Below are 13,963 nucleotides of genomic sequence, written 5' to 3' on the forward strand. Positions count from 1 at the left end.
GCTCACCGGCAAAAGTCGCTGCCGCGATCGCAGCAGCCTCGCATGCGTAACGCCTGCCATGCAACTCTCCGCGATACAGCAGCGGTTCGTCGCGCCCGGTAGTCAACCTGATTTCGTAGCAGCACGCCCACTTGCCCCGGCCCTCCGGCACGGCAAAGCCGCGCACGACCAGGATATCCAGCCCGTTTTCCATACGACCCCCTGTGCAACGCGCGGCGGCCGGTTTGACACTGAGCGTCCCGGCTTCGTTATCCGCGCGCTTTCAGCATAGGTGGCCGCATCGGCGCGCGCATCATCCCCTTGCCGTAGACCCACCTGAACTGATGGGGGAAGGCGGTGGCACGGCAAAAGCCCGGCGCGGAAAACACTGGCCGCCGGCGCGCACCAGCGCCACGGCGGCCCGCGTTTGCTCGGGCGTGGCGGGCACCGGCAGGCAGCCGCTGGCGCCAAGGCTGGCGGCGTAGCGCGCGAACTCGGGGTCGGGGGCCTCGCACATGACCAGCCAGCGCCGCGGCGCCAGGCGGGAGTGGAGTGCATCGAGCAGACGGAACGAATCGGTATCGGTGCCGCTGCAATCGAGCAGCGCGAAATCGATGGGACCTGGCGGTAATTCGGCCGGGGTCGCTTCCAGCAGCCATTCGGGGGTCTGCGATAGCACGGGGGCGAGCGCGGAGAGCTCGCGGAGGTGCCGCAGCACACCCCGTCGCAGCATCATATTGTGGGCAAGCAGGAGCGTTGTCATCGGCTGTGGGTGACAGCGGGTTGCGTTGGTTGCGCGAAGCCAGCGAGCGCCAGGATCGGCTTCCCGCGAGAGGCACTTGTTGATCAGGGTAGCAAGTACAGCACTACGCCGCCTCGTGCATTCGGATGAGGCGGCGTGTTGCAGAGGATGGAGTCGCTGGTGCTCTGGACCGCCGGGCGCCACTGCGCGCGCCCGGCGGGACTAACAATCAGGCCGCCTGGCAGACACTGGCCAACTCGACCGGCGACAGCCCGGCGCCGCGAACGGGCACGGCAGCCGTTGCCGGGCCCGGCCAGCTCAGCTTCGCGCCACGCTGCAGCGCTACGTACACGGCCTCGCCCTTGTTGCGCACGTGCAGCCGCTGGTAAAGGGTGCACGCATGCGTCTTGGCGGTGGCCACCGAGATATTCAGCAGGCGGCTGACGGTCTTGATCGGATAGCCACGCGCCAGCAGCGCCAGCACCTCGTACTGGCGCTCGGTAATATTGAGCAGGTGCGAGCCGGCCGAGGGCGTTTCCGGCTCGGGCGTGGCGGCAGTGGGGAGGTGCTGCGCCGGATGGGCCGCAGCGGCGAGTTCGCCGTCCACCTGGATCGGACCGGCATGCATATATAGCGTGGCCGGCGACGGCCTGGCCGGGACCGAAGGCCATGGGACCGGATTCGCGTTGACGCGCCCCGCCTGGGCCCGGGCCGGAAAACACTCGCCATCGGCAAGAACAAGGCGAATCGCCGCGTCCAGCATGTCGGCGCTGCAGGCCTTGGACAACAGGCCGCGCACGCTGTCGGGCATGGCGGCTCCGTTTTGCGGCGACAGAATCTGTTCGGATAGCACAAGCACCCGCTTCGGCATCAGGGTCTGGCAGACCTGCTCCAGTTCCTGCCAGCTCAATGCCGGATCCGCCGACAATCCGTAGATCATCAGGTCGGCATGGCAGAGCCACTCGGCTGGATAAGGCAGGGCGCCTGGATCGATATCGACGAGGTCGCCGTGGAGGCCGGCCTGGGTCAACAAATGGCGCAGACCCAGGCGCAGGAGGGGATGAGGCTCGATCAAGAGGATTGTGGCCATGGCCGCTCTCTTTTTTTGTTACGGCATGGCGAGCCCCGCGACAACCCGCACATGCTAACGGAAATGCCCACTATGCTGCGGTTGCATTTCCATACGATCCGTTTCGTCTCCAGGCCGTGGCTGCGTACCCGTCCAGGTCCCGCTGCCGGACTGACCATCCCGTGGAGTCGCTTTCGAATCGCCCCGTTTGCGTTTTTTACGCTGTAGATGTTTCTTAAGTCAGAGTTAAAGAAATCTAACTCTGGGTCTCAGGATATGCACTGGCGGGGGTGAATGCAAGTCAGGGTTACACACGGCGAAGCGTGTCGTGCGATACCAACGGCGTTGGGCGGCGTGGCCGGATTGGGCTGCCCCAGGGGGGTTAACCGGGGAAAGTGGGGTGTTTTGCCGCTATAATTATCGGCATTGAATTTCACTATGCATTTATACCCGGATGCATTTAGCGATTGATTAAGTGCCTTATGAATCAAGATCTTAGCGACCAAATCGAGCGTTGTCATGCAGCCCGGTAAGGCCCCTAACCTGAGTCTCACTCGCAGCGAATTTGCCGCTGTTCGGGCCTACGTACAGGGCATGCCGGCCGCCATGGTAGCCGGGCGCTACCTCTGCGACGACAGCGACGATGACGACACCGGTGGCGAATCCGCCTTGCGGCTGCTGCTCGGGCTGCGCGACCGCATGGTGCAGCTGGCGCACCTGCATAGCCGGCAGGATCTGGCCGAACTGCTGGAAGGCGGCCCTGGCCGCTCTAACCGGGGGATGGATCGACGGGTCGAAGCCCTGGCCGAACTGGAGCGGCTTGGTACCGCCCAGCCTCGTGCCGATCATGGCATCGAACTCTGGTTTTCCCCGGCCCTGGCGAGGCGCTTGCGAGCGCAAAAGATATCAAATCTGCACGTCCTGGTGGATCTTGCCAATCGCCATGGCAATGCATGGTGGCGCTCGGTGCCGCGCATCGGCGCCCTTGCCGGGGCAGCGATCAACCGGTGGCTCGCCGATCATCGGGATGTCGTCCGGGATGAGCGCGGAGAGCCGTTGCTGCGCGAGCACGTTTTCGCCCGGGGCGCCCTGGCCGAAGCCACGCTTGGGCCGCGGTTGCGCCAGCTGGTGCCGTTTGAACTGATGCGCGAGGAAGAATCGGGTACGGTGGCGACCATCGATCCTGAGAGTGATGCTATAATCACTTTTAGAAGTGACCTTGCTGCCGTTCGGGCTTGGCTCGCAGCGAATCAGGCGCAGCAAAGTACCTGGCTGGCCTACCGCAAGGAGGCCGAGCGGCTCTTGCTCTGGGCGGCGATGGAGCGAGGCAAGCCGCTGGCCAAGCTGGATCGGCAGGATCGACAGGACTATTTTGCTTTCCTTCGTCATCCTGCTCCCGCGCGGTTGTGGGTCGGCCCGCGTGCGCCAAGGGAGTCCGCGGCATGGCGGCCGTTCACCGGTCCGCTATCGGAGAGCAGCGTGCTCCATGCTTCGCGCATCCTGGGAGCGCTGTTTGAATGGCTGCAAAGCCAGGGGCATGTTGCGGAGCACATCTGGCAGCCCGAGAGCCAGGCGAAGAGGATGGCGTTGCGCATGGCGGTGCCGGTTGCCGCCGGTACCACCCTCGAGCCCGAAGCGCTGGCTAGATTCCTGGCCTGGCTAGTTGCCCAGGGCCGGGATCCCGAAGGCCTTCGCTATCGCGCCGCCGAAGCCGCAGTGCGCTTGTTGCAAGAGCAGCCGATCGGATTTGCGAGCCTGGCGACATTCACGCGCGACATGCTTGGAATGCACGAAGAAGTTGGTACGCATGAAGAAGTTGGTACGCCCGGCGCCATGGAAGAGCGCCGCGGGAACGAGGGTCTTAGCGAAGCCGCTCGCAGCGCACTGGAGCGTCACTGGCAGGACCGCGGGCTGGATTGGGCCAGCCTGGCTGGCCAGCCGATCGTGCTCGTCGGCCCTCCCCGGCTTCCACCGACCGGCCGTGCCAGGCGCAAGGCAGACAGGTCGCCTGGCTCAGGTTATTCGGTAAGGGGGTTGCACGCCTTGTTGAGCCAGGCGATCGAGCGGTATCGGGAGGCCGAAGATGCCGAGTTTGCGGCCCGCTCGCCGCGCGACCTGGCGGGGCGAAGAACCCGGATGAAGCGCGTTGCGGCGGGCGGGGCGGGAAGCATGGTCCCTGAGGATTCTGGGGCAGGCATGGAGGACCATGTCGCTGCGGCCCTGGGGTGACCGGTGGGGTGGTGAGCGCTGCCCTCCCCCTCTCCTCTTCTCTTCTACGCAAGCTGTCAGCTAGCGGTCTTCTCCAGGCCGAAACGCGCCTTGAGGGTCTCGACCAAGGCTTCGCGCGCGCCTCGGTCGCCCACCTGGACGTCCAGCACCACGCGACCGGAATCCCACTCCTTGATCGTGCCCAGCAACTGCCCGGCGTCGCTGCGGATCTTGTATTGGCGGCTGATCTCCTTGATCTTGCGCGCCTTGCCTTCCTGCGCATGCTTGCGAATCGCCTCGACCTCACGGCTGGACAAGCCCTCTGCCATGATGCGTGTGGCCAGGTCCCGCGTGCGGTCCTCGCCAACGATCTTGCAGTAGAGCGTCAGCTCATAGCCGGTGGCAATCCCGATCGCGCTGGGACGCTCGCGCATGACGCCCAGGACCGACTCGGGCAGTCTCAGCAGCGCCAGCGTCTTGTTAACCGTGCCGGCTGACATGCCCGTCAGTTCGCAGATATCTTCCTCTTTCTGGACCTTGCCTTCGTCCAGCAGTTGTCGCCAGGCAATCGCATTGTCCAGCGCCGACTGATCGGAACGCTGCTCATTGAGCAAGAAGGACAGCCGGTAGAAATCGAGGTCACTCAGGTTGCTCTCGATGAAGCATTCCATCTCGAGCTTGCCCGCGGAGGCCAGCGCACGCTTGCGGTAGTGGCCATCGATCAGGATGTAGTGCCCCGGCCGGGCCGGATCCGGTGTAGCCAGGCCCGGTGTCTTCTGGCCGTGAGTGGCGATCGAAGCCGCGCGTTCTTGCACCACCACCGGATCGTAGATGCGGCGGGCATTGAACGGATTGTCGTGGAGCTGCGCCAGCGGCACGTTCATCAGGATCCGGCCGCCCTCCTCCTCCTCGAACTCACTTTCAGCGCTGAAAATGGGGCTCGGCTCTCGGCCGCGCGCCTGGAGCAAGCCGTTCGGATGTTGCGAAATTGCCGCTTCGGCACGGGCAAAGCGATCGATCGCGTCTCCTCGCGTTTTTTCAGCCGCCATTCCCGCCAACATGCCTGCCTTCAGGCTATTCAATTTTGTCGCCATACCTAGTACTCAATCAAAGACAATACTTCGTCGACCATCATGTCGACTTCCTGCACGGACTCGCGCGCGCCTGCCACACCGTGCACAGTGCATCCGATCGCCTGGCATTCGCGGAACGGTGAGCGCGAGCCGATCATCGATTGCATCAGCGGTATCTCCAGGTCGTCCCCGAGGATTTCAATCGCCTGTCGCGCAATGGAAACGCGTCGCTGCACCATGTTTGCCATGACGCGAATACGCAACGTCTCATTCTGGACCTGAGCGTGTTGGGCCAGGGTCTTGGCGGCCACCGCGGCCCAAAGGTCGGGAGGCGATGGGACAACCGGGATGATTGCCAGATCGGAAATCAACAGGGCGCTCGAAGGCGCTGCCGAATGTACCGCCGGAGGGCAATCGACCACGATGTAATCGTAGTCCTGGATGAATTTCCTGACTTCGCGGTGCATCGCGCCGCCGGACGGAGCCAGGCCGATCACGGAAGCAGGAAAAGGCCGCTCGTCGCTTGCCTGGGCAGCCCAGCGCGTTGCCGTGCCCTGCTCATCCATATCCACAAGCATCGATCGCGCGCCGCGCAATCCGAGCGTACCTGCGAGATGCATGCTGACCGTAGTCTTTCCGCACCCGCCTTTCTGGTTAAAGACCGTGATGATTTTAGCTGGCACTACGACCTCTCTTTCAGCGCTGAAAGCGCGATTATCTCTAGCCGCAACTTTAGTCAAAGTGACGTGCTGGCTCAACTGTTTTTTGAATTTATATTTTAAATGTAATATTGGCGGGAATATTTCGCGTTATGGAAATGAAAGATTTCCACTTGAAATGCGGCATGGAATACGCCTAAAGTAGCGATAGTGCGTCTTTCGACGCACATGACACAACTAGACAAACTGGTTATGATGCCCGCAACAGTCGAGTCAAGTCGTGTCACCTCGTCGGCGTCCGTTCGGTAACTACGAGAACTTAGCGTGCTTGAACGGTTGTTAGCGTTGTTTGCGTTGTGTACAAGAACTTGCTTCGAAAGGAAATTCACATGGCAACCGGTACGGTCAAATGGTTCAATGAGACCAAGGGCTTTGGCTTCATTACCCCGGACGACGGCGGTGCGGATCTGTTCGCGCACTTCTCCGAAATCCAGGGTTCGGGCTTCAAGACGCTCAAGGATGGTCAGCGCGTCACGTTTGAAGTAAAGCAGGGCCCGAAGGGCTTGCAGGCATCCGCCATCAAGCCGGCCTGATCTCACGAATCACGCCGAAATCGCAGACTGCGCCGGGCTCTCGGGCTTGACGCGGTAGGCAAAGCAAAAGGCAAGCGTTCCACGCTTGCCTTTTGTGCTTCTTGCAGCGCGAAAACCTCTCCCCTGCTCAACGCCGAGGCGGTTCCGCTCCATTTCCGGCGTACCTAATGAAAAACCCGCCCGGTGGTTCAGCGGGCGGGTTCGGCAATGCATCCGGCCAGGCTCAGGCGAGCTTGCGAACGCTCGTCCGGGAAGGCTGCAGGATCAGGGCCTTGGACGAATCCGCGTCCACCTTGGCGCCCGGATAGACAACCAGCACGTCCTTGAGCGCCTTGCGGAACAGTGCGCGGAATTTTCGCTCACTCTCGGTTTCAGTGCCGAACTGCATCTGCAGGGCTTCCCACGGAATCTCGGTACGACGCTGGATCGTGAAGAAGCGGTAAGTCAGCCAGGAGTATACGTCCAGCGCGAACGGCGACTGCTTGAGCGCCTTCAGCGCACGCATATCGACTGGAACGGGCCGGTTAACCAGTTCATTGAAAAACGGCTCGGACAGCACCACAAAGCTCTCGAACATCGAACCTTGCCCCGGCTGCATGGGATCCCACCAGGTCGACAGCTGGTCTGCCAGCAGATAACCGACGCGATCGATCGAAAGCGGCTCGTGGCTCTGGTTTTGATTCTGGCTCGGCGTGGATTTGTTCTGGACGATCGCAATGGTGGCCGAGAACAGGCGGATCATCTGCTGGCGCACCAAGGTCATGGTGCCGCGCTTGCCACCTGTGGCCATCGGAATGCCCAGGTTGTACATGAACTCGGACAACGAATTGCCCAGCGAAATGCGGCGGTCCTCGACCGTCCCGGTAAACTCGCCGCGTTTCTTCTTGGCCATGATCTCCTTACCGATCCAGGCAAGCATCAAGCGCGGATAGGAGCCATAGGGATAGCCCAGCGAGACCGTCTCGGACACCAGTTTCTGGCGACCGTTGCTGGCCTTCTCTGAACGCTGCTGGGTGAAGTATCCAGGCTGGATCATCAGCGAAATATTTCCGCTGGTCCGCGTCCACACTGGCGGGGCGCCCTTTGGCGCCCGGTAAGGCAAGGTGACCTGCACGCTGGCCCGGCTCAGAAAGCCAACCTCGCCACTTTGCCAGGCATCTTCGCGTTCCATGGCCTGGGCTTCGTCGAACAGGCGCTGGAACTTCTCGGACGGAACCAGACTGTTCTCGTCGCCGGGAACGATGATGCGGGGGGGCTCACTGTCCATATCGGCTGGACCGCGAGACCCAAGGATGGTCTGGCTGCGTTTGATGGGCATATTGGCGTGCTTCGGAATACACGACTTTTTACGCGAAGCAATCCGCCTTGTCACGCAGAAACGGGTTCGGTAGACGAATTTCCTGCAATGCCGCGTGTTTTGGGCGTGCTGGGTCTCATGGCTGATTGCATGGTGGACTGCGGTGGGCAATCCCGAAGGGTTGTCCACGGAAGGCCAGCCATCAGCTACCGGTAAACGTTAAGAGTATGGGTTAACTACTTGTAAACCGTATACGGGAGACCCAGGGCCTTGATTCGTATGGGGAAAAACACCCTCCGCGAACCCGATTCTGCGTGAAACCGTACTCGATTCTGCGAAGTGCTGTACCCGATTCTGCGGTATACCGAACCCGTTTCAGCGCAAAGCCCGAACCGGTTTCTGCGTGGATAACTCCCTGTTCCCACAGGCTTTTCCACAGTTGGGAGCATCAAAAGCGTACCCGTTTCTGCGTGCGCTGAGCGCTTTTCGTCACGTATACCGCGTAAACCGGCGTTTCGGAGAAGTTATCCCCGCAGATTTTGGTACGCCCCCAGGTTTACCAAAGCCCTTTTAGCCGCCTTGCGTACCCAATTCTGCGTAGCGAAGGCCCTCGCCGTTCCATTTGCGTACCCAATTCTGCGCTGGGGCATTTGAAAACCGACTTTTCAGGGTTCGCCTGCCCGAAGCGTACCCGTTTCTGCGGCGTACCCAATTCTGCGAACCCCTGTTGGAGATCGCGTTTCGCCGAAAGCGTACCCGTTTCTGCGTGCCTGCCGCGACCACGTTTTCCGCATTCCGTACCCGTTTCTGCGTCCACCTGGCGGGTCCTCTTGCGGGAAAAATATTTCTCTTCTCATTATACACAAGCTTCGTACCGAAAGCGAGTGCTTGCACTCAAAAAGAGCAAATAGGTAAAAGGGTTTTGCCAGGCGTACCCGTTTCTGCGCTTGCTGCCGAAGGGGCCCGTGCCGATGCGGGTTTCTGCTGCGAGCGTCTGTCAGACATGCGTACCCGTTTCTGCGGCGGCAACCAGGCCGGGAAGGGTCCAGCGCGTACCCATTTCTGCGCGAAAATGACAATTTCCTTGCCTGGGCAAGGAAATTGGGGCGGTAAGCGACGTGGAATGCGGCCGAGGGACCGCCTGGAGGGGGCAAGCAGGTGCGCGAAAACGCGATCTGAGCGCCTGGGCGTACCCGTTTCTGCGAAATTTCAGGTGTTCGAGTTGCCGGGGCGGCGAGAAGAAAAAAAACGGCGGCGTACTCGTTTCTGCGTTGTGATATTGCGTCAGTCGACCCCTTGCGAGATGCCCTCGGAGATGCTCGCTGCGCTCAGATGCCGATGCGCAGCTGAATTTCACACCTTGCGTACCCGTTTCTGCGTGGCTGGTCGCTGCCCGGCTTCAGGAGAGGCGACTACAGGCGGTGAAATCTCGGTCCCCGGGAGGGGGCGTACCCGTTTCTGCGGCGCGCTGGCCAGCACGGAAGCCAGCCTGAGAGCGATGGGCCGGTCCAACAGCACCGTGCGTACCCATTTCTGCGTGGGGATTCGCAGGCATGCCGGGATCGATCTGGCCGCAGAGAGCGGGGCGTACCCGTTTCTGCGTGCCTTGCGAGGGGGATTGGCTGATGGCGTGCCAGGCGAGAGCAGTGGCGCCGTCTCTGCGGCGATCCCACTGCGGTGCGGGACTTGGGCAAGGCCAAGGCGGATTGCGGGACGAAAAAAAACCCCGCCTCGAGAGGCGGGGTCTTCCTGACTGGGCGCACCCCTAGCGGGGTGCCAGTCTACTGCTTACAGCGGCGTGATGTTCGCAGCTTGCAGGCCCTTCGGGCCGTTCTTGACTTCGAACGACACGCGTTGGTTTTCCTGCAGCGACTTGAAACCGTCGGAGCGGATTTCAGAGAAGTGCGCGAAGAGATCGTCACCGCCAGCGTCCGGCTTGATGAAACCGAAGCCCTTGGCGTCGTTGAACCATTTAACGATACCGGTTTGCATGGTATTGCTTTTCCTGGGAAAAATTTAAAAGAAACGGATAGCTCACGCATATCCGTGCAAAGCAACTCAAGGAAAGGACACCATGGACAACGGAAGTACCATGACGGTGGCTAACGAATGTGCTGTTGCCTCGTCGCTTGAATCTAGCGGGGTTTATACGGCGGATTAGCGCCAGCGTCAAGGTAGGGTCATTCTGGATGTCTGCCTGGATCCACTGCCAGCCATCGTTGGAACATCACGTTCTTCAGATGAAGCCTATTCGCCGCTAGCGCTGCGCCGAGGCGGAAATTGCCCGACAGTACGCTCGGCAGGGCCGGCGTGCACGGCACGCAACCTGAGCCGCAGGCGCAAGCCGGAAACACAGGCCGCAACCACGATAACAGGAGACCCCATGCCGGTACAGGAACCCATCAGCCAACCCACGCCACCCGCCGCCGCCGGCGCTTCGCTGGTGGAACGCTGGTTCAAGCTTAGCGAGCACCGGACGGACGTGCGCACCGAGCTGCTGGCGGGGCTGACCACGTTCCTGACCATGGCCTACATCATCTTCGTCAACCCGAGCATCCTGGGCGATGCCGGCATGCCGAAGGACGCCGTATTCGTGGCAACCTGCGTGGCGGCCGCGATTGGCACGCTGATCATGGGGCTGTACGCCAACTACCCGATCGCGATGGCGCCGGGCATGGGACTGAACGCCTACTTTGCCTACACGGTTGTCAAGGGCATGGGCTTTCCCTGGGAGGCCGCGCTGGGCGCCGTCTTCATCTCCGGCTGCCTGTTCCTGCTCGTGACCCTGTTCCGGGTGCGTGAGATGATCGTCAACGGCATCCCGCACTCGATCCGGGTGGCGATTACCGCGGGCATCGGGCTCTTCCTTGCCATCGTCGCGCTCAAGAACGCTGGCATCGTCACCGCGAGCCCCGCCACCCTCGTCACCATCGGCGACCTGCACCAGACCCCTGCCATCCTTGCGATCGTCGGCTTTTTTGCGATCGTCGCGCTCGACCACCTCAAGGTCAAAGGCGCCATCCTGATCGGCATCCTGCTGACCACCCTGCTCAGCTTCGTGGTGGGCGACAACACCTTCCACGGCGTGTTTTCCGCCCCGCCCTCGATTGCGCCGACCCTGTTCAAGCTGGACATTTCCGCCGCGCTGTCGATCGGCATCATCAACGTGGTGCTGGTGTTTTTCCTGGTCGAGCTGTTCGATGCCACCGGCACCCTGATGGGCGTGGCCAATCGCGCCGGGCTGCTCAAGGCGGGCAAGATGGACCGGCTGAACAAGGCGCTGATGGCCGACAGCACGGCGATCATGGCGGGCTCGTTCCTGGGCACGTCGTCCACCACCGCCTATATCGAAAGTGCCTCCGGCGTGCAGGCGGGCGGCCGCACCGGGCTGACCGCGGTCACCGTAGCGGTGCTTTTCCTCGCTTGTCTGTTCATTTCGCCGCTCGCGGGCACCGTGCCGGGTTATGCGACTGCGCCGGCGCTGCTTTACGTGTCCTGCCTGATGCTGCGCGAGCTGGTGGACCTGGACTGGAGCGACGCGACCGAGGTAGTCCCAGCCGTCCTGACGGCGCTCGGCATGCCCTTCACCTATTCGGTGGCCAACGGCGTGGCCTTCGGCTTCATCACCTATGCCGGGCTCAAGCTGCTGACCGGACACGCCAGGAGCGTCCCGCTCATGGTGTGGATCATCGCGGCGGTCTTCATCTTCAAGTTTTATTACTTGCCGGGGCATTGAGCCAGGCGCCCGCTTGAAGCGCCGCATAGGCGAGCGCGTTTGCCGGGTGACGAGAAGAGCGTACCCGTTTCTGCGTGGCTCGCCGCGACCCTCCCGCGTTTCCCCGCCACGCGGGGGCGTACCTGTTTCTGCGTACCCGGAGCCTACCTCCGAATAAGATTGCGTACCCATTTCTGCGCGGAATGTAAGTGACCAATTACCTCGCGTGGCAGATTATGTGTGCCAAGGCGCTCATACTAAAGGATGATATTCGGCTGAGTACCCATACTGAGGACTGGACAAACTGGCCCAAATGCACTGAACTAGAGGCGTGGCAGATTGCGGGGCGCTTCAGGGCGCCCCTTCTTGACTCCGGCACTCCGGGGTCGCGCCGGCTGGCTCAGCGTCGTCAGGCTTGCTATCGCGACAACAACAAGTCCACCTCAAGACAGAGGGCAAGGACTGAATGAGCAAACCATCGCCAAGATGGCTTCGCCACCACGAAAAGGAGCGCGCGGATACACGCCCGCCCGATTAGAGCAAACAATAAGACTAAACAAAAGTGGTAATCGCGAACGTGTAGTGCCGGGGGTGTTGTTCAACGGGGATCAATCATGACTGCAGGAGAAATCCGGCGACCCGCCATAGGGCCCATCAGCGAGTCCGCCAGTCTTTCCATTCACCGTGCCTGGGCGGCTTTGGGAGAAGCCGCAGCCGAGGCACCACGCCGAAGCCGCGCCAGCGAGCGCGGCGACCCCGCCGCCAGTACCGTCGAAGCGTTCCTGAGCCAGGACCAGACGCTGCCGGCTTACGCCCGCACCGCGATCGAGCAATTGCTGCAGCGACAACGAACGATGGATGGTGAGTTGTCCCGCCAGCGCGCGCTGCTGCAGGAATGGATACTCAGCCAGTTGACCTACAAGGCGCTCTATTACCGTTACTCCGGCCAATCGCCGGAAGCGCCGCGTACCGAGCTGATGCGCGAGAAAGACCAGGTGCGCCGACATATTCGCGACCAGCTCCATGCCGGTGGCGACCACACCGCCATTCTTGGCGAGCAGTCCCGTAGTCAGTCCAAGCCGTGATGCCGACGTTGCGCGTGGGGGATGCCCCTCAACCGACTCGGCTTGACCGCATACAGGGCCCGCATGAGAGCGGGACCGCGGAGCAAGCCGGAATAGTCAAGATGCTCAATGTCAGGGAGAACGTTATGGACCGACTGTGCAAGGCGGCGACACGCACCGCACAGGTGTTGGTCGTATCGCGCCACGAAGCCTATGGATTTGATCCGGCCCAGTTCGGCTCTGGCTGGGAGATTCGCCACATCCAGCAGATCCGGGATCTTAGCCGGGTAGTGCGGGGCAGCGCGCCGATGGCCGGCGTGCTCGATCTCGAGACGGAATACAGCGATGCCGAGCTGACGCAGCTCGAGCAGAGCCTGCAATACCTGCACGTGATGTGGGTGGCGATCACGTCGTCGCGCATGCTGGAAGACGAACGCGTGCGCCGGCTGATACGCGACTACTGCGTGGACTACGTGCGCACGCCGTTTTCGTTCAGCGAACTGCTCTACACGCTCAAGCATGCCCATGGCATGGCGTGCCTGCATGGCGCGCGTAGCCACGAACTGATCGGCCACGGTCCCATGATCGGCGAGTGCGCGGTGATGCGCAGCATGTTCCGCTCGCTCGCCAAGGTCGCGCACAACGAGGCGCCCGTCTTTATCTCCGGCGAGTCCGGCACGGGCAAGGAGTTGGCGGCGCAAGCCATCCATGAAGCCTCGAGCCGGCGCAAAGGCCCTTTCGTGGCGATCAACTGCGGCGCCATTCCCCCGCACCTGGTGCAGTCCGAACTGTTCGGCTATGAGAAGGGCGCGTTCACCGGCGCCAACCAGCGCAAGATCGGCTGGATCGAGCAGGCGCAGGGCGGTACCTTGTTTCTCGATGAAATCGGCGACCTGCCACTGGAAAGCCAGGTTGCCCTGTTGCGCTTCTTGCAGCAAGGCACCATCACCCGGCTTGGCGGCCACCAGTCGATCCCGCTGGATTTGCGCATTATCTCGGCGACGCACGTGGACCTGGTGGCGGCGCAGTCGGACGGGCGCTTTCGTGCCGACCTGTTCCACCGGCTATGCGTGCTGACCTTGTCGATCCCGCCGTTGCGCGAGCGCGGAGAGGACATCCTGCTGCTGGCCAACTCGGTGCTTGCCGAGCATGGCCACGAGGCCCATCGGCGCATTCGCGGATTCTCGCCATGTTCCACCCAGGCCATGATGCAATACGAGTGGCCGGGCAATGTGCGCGAACTGATCAACCGGGTACGGCGCGCCATCGTGATGACCGATAACCGCAAGATCACGGCGGAGGACCTGCAACTGCACGGCGGCAGCGACTCGCCACGCAAGACCCTGGACGCGATCCGCGAAGAGGCGGAACGCGAGGCGATCCGTACCGTGATGGCGAGCCACGGTTTCCACGTGGTGCCGGCCGCGCGCGAGCTCAACGTCTCGCGCGTTACGCTGTACCGGCTGATGCACAAGCACAATATCCGCATCGAAGCACACCCCGGCGCCGGCGAATAGCCGGCGAGGCGACGCACAAGGCAGAAGCGGGCCGCGGCCCGCGTTGC

General features: G+C 62.1%; 12 protein-coding genes and 2 pseudogenes. 6 read left to right on the top strand and 8 right to left on the bottom strand.

The features are described 5' to 3' along the window. From ACYP5B_RS38000 to ACYP5B_RS38015, 4 genes and pseudogenes are all read right to left on the bottom strand, one after another. Positions 1–193 (bottom strand): annotated as a pseudogene (locus ACYP5B_RS38000) (hypothetical protein); the annotation flags it as partial. A gap of 99 nt (positions 194–292) precedes the next feature. Continuing rightward, positions 293–742, bottom strand: a complete 450-nt coding sequence (locus ACYP5B_RS38005) for a DNA-binding response regulator (protein ID WP_400095856.1) — start codon at positions 740–742, stop codon at positions 293–295. Between the two features lie 208 nt (positions 743–950). Next, positions 951–1,811 (bottom strand): helix-turn-helix transcriptional regulator, encoded by an 861-nt coding sequence (locus ACYP5B_RS38010; protein ID WP_400095855.1) that lies wholly within the window; start codon positions 1,809–1,811, stop codon positions 951–953. Between the two features lie 474 nt (positions 1,812–2,285). Further along, on the bottom strand, positions 2,286–2,639 hold the full coding sequence (locus ACYP5B_RS38015; protein WP_459573057.1) for a hypothetical protein: 354 nt from the start codon (positions 2,637–2,639) through the stop codon (positions 2,286–2,288). Here ACYP5B_RS38015 and ACYP5B_RS38020 point away from each other — a divergent pair. Both ACYP5B_RS38020 and ACYP5B_RS38025 read left to right on the top strand, forming a co-directional pair. Next, positions 2,571–2,780, top strand: a pseudogene (locus tag ACYP5B_RS38020) (phage integrase family protein); the annotation flags it as partial. The gene ACYP5B_RS38015 and the pseudogene ACYP5B_RS38020 sit on opposite strands and share 69 nt — an antisense overlap. Before the next feature lie 66 nt (positions 2,781–2,846). Next, the gene (locus tag ACYP5B_RS38025) at positions 2,847–4,019 is read left to right on the top strand and encodes a hypothetical protein (RefSeq protein WP_459573058.1); all 1,173 of its coding nucleotides are present in this window, start codon (positions 2,847–2,849) and stop codon (positions 4,017–4,019) included. A gap of 56 nt (positions 4,020–4,075) precedes the next feature. Here the strand turns inward: ACYP5B_RS38025 and ACYP5B_RS38030 are convergent, their stop codons facing one another. Further along, complete coding sequence (locus ACYP5B_RS38030; protein ID WP_459573010.1) at positions 4,076–5,092, bottom strand: ParB/RepB/Spo0J family partition protein; 1,017 nt, start codon at positions 5,090–5,092, stop codon at positions 4,076–4,078. A gap of 2 nt (positions 5,093–5,094) precedes the next feature. After that, positions 5,095–5,754 carry an AAA family ATPase gene (locus ACYP5B_RS38035; RefSeq protein ID WP_318231519.1) on the bottom strand — a complete coding sequence of 220 codons (660 nt, stop codon included), beginning with the start codon at positions 5,752–5,754 and terminating at the stop codon, positions 5,095–5,097. Positions 5,755–6,119: 365 nt separating this feature from the next. Between ACYP5B_RS38035 and ACYP5B_RS38040 the strand changes: the two genes are divergently transcribed. Beyond that, positions 6,120–6,323 (top strand): cold-shock protein, encoded by a 204-nt coding sequence (locus tag ACYP5B_RS38040; protein ID WP_006159056.1) that lies wholly within the window; start codon positions 6,120–6,122, stop codon positions 6,321–6,323. A gap of 223 nt (positions 6,324–6,546) precedes the next feature. Here the strand turns inward: ACYP5B_RS38040 and ACYP5B_RS38045 are convergent, their stop codons facing one another. Both ACYP5B_RS38045 and ACYP5B_RS38050 read right to left on the bottom strand, forming a co-directional pair. Then, positions 6,547–7,641 carry a replication protein RepA gene (locus ACYP5B_RS38045; protein ID WP_400095873.1) on the bottom strand — a complete coding sequence of 365 codons (1,095 nt, stop codon included), beginning with the start codon at positions 7,639–7,641 and terminating at the stop codon, positions 6,547–6,549. 1,767 nt (positions 7,642–9,408) lie between these two features. Next, positions 9,409–9,612 carry a cold-shock protein gene (locus ACYP5B_RS38050; RefSeq protein WP_006159057.1) on the bottom strand — a complete coding sequence of 68 codons (204 nt, stop codon included), beginning with the start codon at positions 9,610–9,612 and terminating at the stop codon, positions 9,409–9,411. A gap of 391 nt (positions 9,613–10,003) precedes the next feature. Here ACYP5B_RS38050 and ACYP5B_RS38055 point away from each other — a divergent pair, with 391 nt between their 5' ends. The 3 genes from ACYP5B_RS38055 to ACYP5B_RS38065 all read left to right on the top strand — a co-directional run bounded on the left by ACYP5B_RS38055 (position 10,004) and on the right by ACYP5B_RS38065 (position 13,916). Then, positions 10,004–11,356, top strand: coding sequence for an NCS2 family permease (locus tag ACYP5B_RS38055; protein WP_400095852.1), 1,353 nt, complete (start codon positions 10,004–10,006; stop codon positions 11,354–11,356). Between the two features lie 593 nt (positions 11,357–11,949). Next, positions 11,950–12,420, top strand: a complete 471-nt coding sequence (locus tag ACYP5B_RS38060; protein ID WP_400095851.1) for a hypothetical protein — start codon at positions 11,950–11,952, stop codon at positions 12,418–12,420. Between the two features lie 125 nt (positions 12,421–12,545). After that, positions 12,546–13,916: a sigma 54-interacting transcriptional regulator gene (locus tag ACYP5B_RS38065; RefSeq protein ID WP_400095850.1), complete on the top strand. Its 1,371-nt coding sequence runs from the start codon at positions 12,546–12,548 to the stop codon at positions 13,914–13,916. The last annotated feature ends 47 nt before the right edge of the window (positions 13,917–13,963 follow it).

The organism is Cupriavidus sp. 8B (genome assembly GCF_054589115.1).